The organism is Micromonospora sp. NPDC001898 (assembly GCF_042891255.1).
GTDB lineage: Bacteria > Actinomycetota > Actinomycetes > Mycobacteriales > Micromonosporaceae > Micromonospora.
Map to the genome: position 1 here is coordinate 546,760 of NZ_JBIATC010000004.1, position 7,137 is coordinate 553,896.

Here is a 7,137-nt window from a genome sequence, read left to right on the forward strand (position 1 = left end):
GACCGGGCGGTACCCGGGCCGTCCCGGCGGCCGGTACCCTGCCCCGGTGACCGCCGAGGACCTGCGCCTGCGCCCGGTGCGCGACGACGACCTGCCCCACCTCTTCGCCTTCGAACAGGACCCGGAGGCCAACCGGGTGGCCGCCTTCGGCCCCGCCGACCCGACCGACCGGGCGGCGTTCGAGGCGCACTGGCGGCGCATCCGCGCCGACCCGGCCATCGTCACCCGCACCGTCACCGTCGACGGCGCGGTCGTGGGCCACGTGGCCGCCTTCCCCGTCGAGGAGCAGACCGAGGTCAGCTACTGGATCGACCGGGCCCGCTGGGGCCGCGGGTACGCCACACGGGCCCTCGCCGCGCTGCTGGCCGCGCTGCCGCAGCGACCGGTGCACGCCCGCGCCGCCAAGGACAACGCCGCCTCCCTCGCCGTGCTGCGCAAGTGCGGCTTCGTCGTCCGCGGCGAGGACCGGGGGTACGCCAACGGTCGCGGCGCCGAGGTCGAGGAATGGATCCTGGAACTCGCCGGCTGACCCGGGGCACGGCGAACCGGGCGGCGGCCAGCAGGCGGGCTGGGCTGGTTACCACTAGTCTCGCGGGGTGAACTGGCTGGACTTGATCGGCTGGATCGGCTCCGCGCTGCTGGTCTGGTCGCTGTTGCAGGCGCGCGTCCTGCGGCTGCGCGCGCTCAACCTCGTCGGCTGCCTCGTGCTGATCGGCTACAACGCCGCCCTCGCCGTCTGGCCGATGGTCGGGCTCAACGTGGTGCTCGCCGTGATCAACGTGTGGTACCTGCGGAAGATGCTCGCCACCCGGCACGACGAGCAGACGTACGAGGTGGTGGAGGTGGGGGTCGACGACCAGTTCCTGGCCCACACCCTGCGGGTGCACGCCGCCGACATCGCCCGGTTCAACCCCGGCTTCCGCTGGGGCGGGCACCCCACCCGGCGTTCGGCGTTCCTGGTGGTCCGGGCCGACGAGGTGGTCGGGGTGGTGCTGTCGCACGCCGAGGGCGACGACGTCGCCCAGGTCGACCTGGACTACGTCACCCAGCGGTTCCGCGACTTCACCCCCGGCGAGTTCGTCTACCGGCGCAGCAGCCTCTTCACGGACCGGGGATTCCACCGGGTGGTCAGCCCGCCCGGCATGGTCGCCCCCTACTATTCCCGGCTCGGCTTCCGCCCCGTGGGCGGCTCCTACGTACTCGATCTGCCCGCCCCACCCGTCGCCGACCGGGTCTGACCCAACGCTCGCGGAGCCCTGACCAGCCGCTCGGCCCGGGCTGACCGGCCGGTTCCCGGGGGCAGGGTTCGCGGACCCGCGCACGGGGCACAGAGAGCCCTACGCCGGCCGGGTCCTCGGGCGGCACCGCCGGTCCTACCCGACCGGGTCGTCCTCGTGAGGGAGAAAACCGGGCGTGCAGAGCTACTGGAGCCAACTGGCCCTGGTCGGAGTCCTGGTCGTCCTCAACGCGATCTTCGCCGGCAGTGAAATGGCGCTGGTCTCGCTGCGGGACAGTCAGATCCAGCGGCTGGAGCGCACGAGCCGGGCCGGGCGGGTGCTGGCCCGGCTCGCCAAGGACCCCAACCGCTTCCTCGCCACCATCCAGATCGGCATCACCCTGGCCGGCTTCATGGCCTCGGCCGCCGCGGCCGTCTCCCTGGCCAAGCCACTGGTGCCGCTGCTCGGGGTGTTCGGCACCGCCGCCGACACCATCGCCATCGTGGCGGTCACCCTGGTCCTGACCTTCGTCACCCTGGTCTTCGGCGAGCTGGCGCCCAAGCGGATCGCCATGCAGGCCGCCGAGCGCTGGGCACTGCTGGTGGCCCGCCCGCTGGACCTGCTGGCCACCCTCACCCGGCCGGCCGTCTGGGCGCTCGGCGCCACCAGCGACCTGGTGGTCCGCCTCGTCGGCTTCAACCCGAAGCACGAGCCGGACGAGATCGGCCCCGACGAGCTGCGCGACATCGTCGCCGGCAACCACGGCTTCACCAAGGAGCAGCGGACCATCATCGCCGGCGCGGTGGAGATCGCCGACCGGCGGCTGCGCGCGGTGCTCGTACCCCGGTTGCAGGTCTTCACGCTCGACAGCGGGACCACCGCGGAGGCCGCGCGGCTGGTGCTGGCCGCCACCGGGCACTCCCGCGCGCCGGTGGTGCGCCACGGCGGCCTCGACGACGCGGTCGGCGTCATCCACCTGCGTGACCTGGTCGGCGTGCCCGACGACCGTCCCGTCGACGAGTGCGCCCGCCCGCCGATGCTGCTGCCCGACTCGCTGCCGGTGGTCGACGCGTTGCGCCAGTTCAAGGCCGAACGCCAGCACATCGCCCTGGTCGTCGACGAGCGCGGCGCGGCCGACGGGATCGTCACCCTGGAGGACATCCTGGAGGAGATCGTCGGCGAGATCTACGACGAGACCGACCGGGACGTGCACGGGGTACGCACCGAGGCCGACGGCGCGATGCTGCTGCCCGGCACCTTCCCGGTGCACGACCTGCCCGACATCGGCGTCGACCTGCCGGGCCGACCGGCCGGCGACTACACCACGGTCGCCGGACTGGTGCTCACCCTGCTGGGGCACATCCCCACCGTCGCCGGCGAGGACGTCACCAGCGACGGCTGGGAGCTGCAGGTCGCCGACATCGACCACCGGGCCATCACCGCGGTACGGCTGCGCCGGGCCGCCGCACCGGCGGAGCCGGACGCCGACGAGACCCCGGACGCCGAACCCGCCCTCGACCCGGCCCGCGGCTGACCGGACGCCTCGGCGTGCCGGCCCGGCCGGCACGCCGCGGCTCAACGTGGCTCCCCGAACGGGAAGCCGGGCACCGGCGGGACCAACCGGATCATGTCGGTCGGCACCTGCTGGCTGTTCCGGCCGAGCAGCCGGGCCACCCAGCGGATCAGCCACGGCCCCGACGGGTGCCGCTCGGGGCCGATCAACCGGCCGACCATCCGGCTGTACCAGTGCCTCGCGACGACCACGTCGGTCAGCCGCAGCCGCCCGTCCGGGCCGTCCCCGCGCACCACCACGTCCACCACCCGGCCCAACCGCCGCCCGCGCAGGTCGTACGCGGTCCGGCCGAGCAGCTCACCCGCTCGCACGGTCCGACCCCGGGATCCGGTCGATCAGGTGCCGCCGCAGCCACTCCTCCATCGGGGAGCCGGGCAGCTCGTCGAGGCCGACCCGCAGCCGAACCGCGCTGTCCACCCGCTCCACCAGGGAATACGGGACGCGTAGCGGCGTCACCGGCGGGTCGTCGACCAACCGGTCCGCCACCGCGAGGAGGAACCGCCCGACCCGGCCGCCGATCCGCTGCGCGAGCGCCCCCTGTCCGCTCAGCAGGGCGGCCACGTACGGCACCCCGTCGGTGTCGACCCCGAACTCCACGTCGTCGACCTTGCCGACCAGCCGCCCGTCCCGGTCGACGATCTGCCGGTCGAGCAACTGCCGGCTGAGCTGCATCCTCATCGGCCCATCCCCGTCATCACCGCCAGCGGGATCGCCGCCACCGACGCGGCGACGATGAGCAGCAGGAACACCGCCCCCAGCAGGTTCAGCACCGGCCCGTTCACCCGGTCACCCAGGTAGGTCCGGTCGTTCGCGACGATCAGGATCGGCAGGTACGTCAGCGGCAGCGCCACCGCACTGATGATCAACATGTACTCGGTCAGCGTCACCGGGTCGACCGTGGTCAGCAGCACCAGCACCCCGAGCAGCACGCTGACCAGCAGCACGCTGTGGAACCGGGCCGCCTCCCGCGGGCTCACCCGCTTGCCCCACTGCCAGCCGAAGTACTGCGCGGCGGCGTACGCGGCGCTCAGCCCGGTCTCCAGCGCGGCACCGAAGGTCACCGCGAAGAACGCCAGCACCGCCACCGCCAGCCCGACGCCCCCGAACGCGAGCACCACCGGCTGCGCCACCTGGTCGAGGGAGTCCAGCGACGCCCCGCCCGGGTGGTACACCACCGCCGCCGTGGCGATCAGCGACAGGGCGAGGAACCCGCCGACCGGGAAGCCGATCAGCACGCTGGTCCGGGCGTCGGCCAGGTCCGCGCCGCTCCACTTCTCCTCCACCCCGCCGGAGGAGAAGAAGAACACCTCGTACGGGCTGACCGTCGAGGCGAACAGGGCCACCGCCACGAACCAGTACGCGCCCCAGCCGTGCCCCGCCGCCCCGCCGTGCAGCCCAGCCCGGCCGAGCGCCGCCCAGTCCGTGGGCAGCCAGAACAGGGCCACCGCGAACACCACCAGGGCCAGCCCGGCCAGCCCGAACACCCGCTCCATCAACTGGAACCGCATCCGCCACAGCACCAGCCAGACGGCCAGGGCGGCGACCGGCACCCAGATCAGGTAGCTCAGCCCGGAGGCCAGTTGCAGGGCCAGCGCCACGCCGCCCAGCTCGGCGGCGAGGGTCAGCACGGTCACCAGGTAGGAGGCCACCAGGTTGAGCAGCGCCACCCGCGGCCCCAGCCGCTCCCGGACCAGGTCGAACACCGCCCGACCGCTGACCGCCGCGATCCGTCCGGCCATCTCCGCGTACGCGCAGATGCCGACCACCCCGAGCAGCAGCACCCAGGCGTGCGCCATGCCGAAACGCGCCCCCGCCTGGCTCGCCGCCACCAGGTCGCCGATGTCCACGAACCCACCGACGGCGGAGAGCACGCCGAGCGTGGCGGCGAGGAGTTTCCTCACCTCGGGTACTGGTCAGCGGATGCCATCGCCGCGACGATAACCGGGCGTACCGCCCCTCATGCCCCGAACCGGGCATCCGGCGGGTGGCTCAGTCCGTGGTCAGGTTCTGCAACCGGACCTGCCCCCGGGAGACCAGCCGCCCGGCGCCGTCGGAGATCTCCACCTGCCAGAGCTGCTGGCTGCGGCCCCGGTGCAGCGGCGTGCCGACGGCCGTCAGCTCGCCGTCGCGTACCGCCCGGAGGAAGTCCGTCTGGTTCGACACCCCGACCACCCGGCCCCGCTCGCCCAGCCACAGCGAGCCACCGACGCTCGCCGCGGTCTCCACCACCGCGCAGTACACCCCGCCGTGCTGGATGCCGTGGGGCTGGTGCAGCTCGGGGCGGACCCGCCACCGGATGACCACCCGGTCCCCGCTCACCTCGTCGAACTCCAGGCCGAGCAGGGCAATGAAGCCCCCGGTCGGGTCGGGCATCTCCACGGCGGCTCCTCCTCGGGTACGGAAGGGGCCAGCCTAGCCAACCGTGATCAGAGAGAAACCCGGTACGGCTCGCCGCCGGGGATGGGGGAGAATCGGTAACCGTGACCGACAGCAGCCCCCCGCCGACCGTGCGGGACTCCCTGACCGAAGACCTGCGGTGGCGAGGCCTCATCCAGGACTCGACCGGCCCCGACGAGCTGCGCGCGCTGCTCGACGACGGGGCGACCACCTTTTACGTGGGCTTCGACCCGACGGCGGCGAGTCTGCACGTCGGCCACCTCATGCAGGTCGTCACCGCCCGCCGGCTCCAGCTCGCCGGGCACCGGCCGCTGCTGCTCGTCGGCGGTGCCACCGGCCAGATCGGCGACCCCAAGGAGAGCGCCGAGCGCTCCCTGAACCCGCCGGAGGTGGTCGCCGGCTGGGTGGGCCGCATCCGCGACCAGCTCTCGCCCTTCGTGTCGTACACGGGGGACAACGCGGCGCAGTTGGTCAACAACCTGGACTGGACCGCCGAGATGTCGGTGGTCGAGTTCCTCCGCGACGTCGGCAAGCACTTTCCGGTCAACAAGATGCTGGCCCGGGAGGTGGTCAAGGCCCGGCTGGAGAGCGGCATCAGCTTCACCGAGTTCAGCTACCAGCTCATCCAGGCCAACGACTTCTACGAGCTGCACCGCCGGCACGACTGCCGGCTCCAGTTCGGCGGCTCCGACCAGTGGGGCAACATCACCGCCGGTGTCGACTACGTCCGTCGACGGGGGGCCGGGCCGGTGGAGGCGTTCGTCACCCCGCTGGTGACCAAGGCCGACGGCACGAAGTTCGGCAAGACCGAGGGCGGCGCCGTCTGGCTCGACCCCGAGCTGACCAGCTCGTACGCGTTCTACCAGTTCTGGCTCAACGCCGACGACCGGGACGTGGCCCGCTACCTGCGCTACTTCAGCTTCCGCTCGCGCGAGGAGATCGAGCAGCTCGAAAAGGAGACGGCGGAGCGGCCGGCGGCCCGGCTCGCCCAGCGGGCCCTCGCCGAGGAGCTGACCACCCTGGTGCACGGCGAGCGGGAGATGGCCCAGGCGGTCGCCGCCAGCCAGGCGCTGTTCGGCCGGGGGTCGCTGGACGAGCTGACCCCGGAGACGCTGCGGGCGGCGCTGACCGAGGCCGGGCTCGTCCACCTCACCGAGCTGCCCGACGTCGCCGGCCTGCTCAAGGAGTCGGGCCTGGTGTCGAGCATGAAGGAGGCCCGGCGGGTGATCGCCGAGGGCGGCGCGTACGTCAACAACAACCGGATCACCGAGGTCGACGCGACGGTGACGCCCGAGGACCTGCTGCACGGCCGGCACCTGGTGCTGCGCCGCGGCAAGAAGTCCTTCGCCGGGGTAGAGCTGCTCGACCAGCCGAGTACGTCGAGAGTGTGACGTGGGACGCCCCCGGCTGATTTGACGAGCAATCAGCCGGGGGCGTAACTTTCTCTCTGCCAGCGCGGAACGGACGAAACGGGCGGAAGCCCGCTAGGCCGGAGCGCGGGAATGAGCTTCGGGCGGCGAGGGTGGTACTCCTCGGAGCCCGGGCCGGGCGGGGCCCCGGATCTGTCGCAGGGCGGATTTGGCGAGGCGAGACCGACCGGGTATGGTTCATCGCCGGTAGGGCACCGGGCAAGCTAGCGGGTCACCGCAGCGGCCGGCCTGCCGGAAACCACGTACGAGGCGGCGGAAGCCGGTGAATGCGTGGTGCCCGTAAATTGGGTGGAAGTTGGTCGGATCGGGTTACACCGGTTTGACACGGCGGAAATCGGCGGGTAGCGTAGTAAAAGTGCCCGGCGCGAGAGCGGCGGGTGTGGGTACGGAAAAGCCCCGGACGGGGCCCTCCTGGTGGGGGTGTTCGGATGGTGTGTGGTTGTTCTTTGAGAACTCAACAGGGTGCTTGATAAGCCAGTGCCAATATGATTTATACCCGGGCTGGTTGGGGCTTTAGGGC

8 protein-coding genes are annotated in these 7,137 nt (G+C 72.3%); 4 read left to right on the forward strand and 4 right to left on the reverse strand.

Annotated features, from left to right (window positions below; all coding sequences use genetic code 11):
- Positions 1–46: 46 nt before the first annotated feature.
- From ACFYZF_RS13005 to ACFYZF_RS13015, 3 genes are all read left to right on the forward strand, one after another.
- Complete coding sequence (locus tag ACFYZF_RS13005) at positions 47–529, forward strand: GNAT family N-acetyltransferase (RefSeq protein WP_387019290.1); 483 nt, start codon at positions 47–49, stop codon at positions 527–529.
- A gap of 67 nt (positions 530–596) precedes the next feature.
- Positions 597–1,238, forward strand: coding sequence for a hypothetical protein (locus ACFYZF_RS13010; RefSeq protein ID WP_387019291.1), 642 nt, complete (start codon positions 597–599; stop codon positions 1,236–1,238).
- A 175-nt stretch (positions 1,239–1,413) separates the two neighbouring features.
- The gene (locus ACFYZF_RS13015) at positions 1,414–2,751 is read left to right on the forward strand and encodes a hemolysin family protein (RefSeq protein ID WP_387019292.1); all 1,338 of its coding nucleotides are present in this window, start codon (positions 1,414–1,416) and stop codon (positions 2,749–2,751) included.
- A gap of 41 nt (positions 2,752–2,792) precedes the next feature.
- Here the strand turns inward: ACFYZF_RS13015 and ACFYZF_RS13020 are convergent, their stop codons facing one another.
- The 4 genes from ACFYZF_RS13020 to ACFYZF_RS13035 form a co-directional block, all read right to left on the reverse strand.
- Complete coding sequence (locus ACFYZF_RS13020) at positions 2,793–3,101, reverse strand: PRC-barrel domain containing protein (RefSeq protein ID WP_387019295.1); 309 nt, start codon at positions 3,099–3,101, stop codon at positions 2,793–2,795.
- Positions 3,088–3,468, reverse strand: coding sequence for a hypothetical protein (locus ACFYZF_RS13025; RefSeq protein ID WP_387019298.1), 381 nt, complete (start codon positions 3,466–3,468; stop codon positions 3,088–3,090). The genes ACFYZF_RS13020 and ACFYZF_RS13025 overlap by 14 nt, the downstream gene beginning before the upstream one ends.
- Positions 3,465–4,691 (reverse strand): NRAMP family divalent metal transporter, encoded by a 1,227-nt coding sequence (locus ACFYZF_RS13030; protein WP_387019301.1) that lies wholly within the window; start codon positions 4,689–4,691, stop codon positions 3,465–3,467. The genes ACFYZF_RS13025 and ACFYZF_RS13030 overlap by 4 nt, the downstream gene beginning before the upstream one ends.
- 88 nt (positions 4,692–4,779) lie before the next feature.
- Positions 4,780–5,163, reverse strand: coding sequence for a PaaI family thioesterase (locus tag ACFYZF_RS13035; protein WP_387019343.1), 384 nt, complete (start codon positions 5,161–5,163; stop codon positions 4,780–4,782).
- Positions 5,164–5,270: 107 nt separating this feature from the next.
- On the opposite strand from ACFYZF_RS13035, the gene tyrS reads away from it, so the two are divergent.
- Positions 5,271–6,578, forward strand: coding sequence for a tyrosine--tRNA ligase (gene tyrS / locus ACFYZF_RS13040; RefSeq protein WP_387019304.1), 1,308 nt, complete (start codon positions 5,271–5,273; stop codon positions 6,576–6,578).
- Positions 6,579–7,137: the final 559 nt, after the last annotated feature.